This window comes from Oceanobacillus alkalisoli, from assembly GCF_021556485.1.
GTDB classification, from domain to species: Bacteria; Bacillota; Bacilli; order Bacillales; family Amphibacillaceae; genus Oceanobacillus; species Oceanobacillus alkalisoli.
This window is the reverse complement of sequence record NZ_JAKGBW010000039.1, coordinates 1-818: the sequence shown is the minus strand read 5'-3', so window position 1 is coordinate 818 and position 818 is coordinate 1. Positions and strand designations below refer to the sequence as shown.

Annotated in this window: 2 tRNA genes and 2 rRNA genes; all 4 read left to right on the top strand. The window is 48.7% G+C overall.

What is annotated here, in order from left to right:
- Nucleotides 1–211 (top strand): 16S ribosomal RNA (locus LZD48_RS18390); the annotation flags it as partial.
- Between the two features lie 134 nt (nucleotides 212–345).
- Nucleotides 346–419 (top strand) — tRNA-Ile (locus tag LZD48_RS18385).
- 18 nt (nucleotides 420–437) lie between these two features.
- A tRNA-Ala gene (locus tag LZD48_RS18380) sits at nucleotides 438–510 on the top strand.
- Between the two features lie 154 nt (nucleotides 511–664).
- Nucleotides 665–818, top strand: a 23S ribosomal RNA gene (locus tag LZD48_RS18375); the annotation flags it as partial.

Sequence of the window (818 nt, the reverse complement as noted above, 5' to 3'; positions counted from 1 at the left end):
AAGCCGGAATCGCTAGTAATCGTGGATCAGCATGCCACGGTGAATACGTTCCCGGGTCTTGTACACACCGCCCGTCACACCACGAGAGTTGGTAACACCCGAAGTCGGTGAGGTAACCATTTGGAGCCAGCCGCCGAAGGTGGGACCAATGATTGGGGTGAAGTCGTAACAAGGTAGCCGTATCGGAAGGTGCGGCTGGATCACCTCCTTTCTAAGGATATAAATAAGAAAGCGCAAGTGGCTGTTTACCGGCCACTAGGGCTAGACTATTTCGGAACATACTGGGTTGTTTCGTTCAGTTTTGAGAGAGCAATTCTCTTAATTTTATATAGAATGAAAAAAGATGGGCCTGTAGCTCAGCTGGTTAGAGCGCACGCCTGATAAGCGTGAGGTCGGTGGTTCGAGTCCACTCAGGCCCACTATCTTATTTTCATTACGGGGCCTTAGCTCAGCTGGGAGAGCGCCTGCCTTGCACGCAGGAGGTCAGCGGTTCGATCCCGCTAGGCTCCATTTTTGTACCTTGAAAACTAAATAAGAGTAACAACGACATCATGTTTAAAAAGCTGAAGCGACCGTTTCTGGGAGCTGAAGCTAGATTTATAAATGCAAGAAAGTGGTCTTTAACAGACCAACAAGGCAAAACAAGCTATATTTACTGTAACTTAGTTAAGTGAATAAGGGCGCACGGTGAATGCCTTGGCACTAGGAGCTGATGAAGGACGGGACTAACACCGATATGCTCCGGGTAGTTGTAAGTAAACGTTGATCCGGAGATCTCCGAATGGGGCAACCCACTGTCCGTAATGGGACAGTACGTA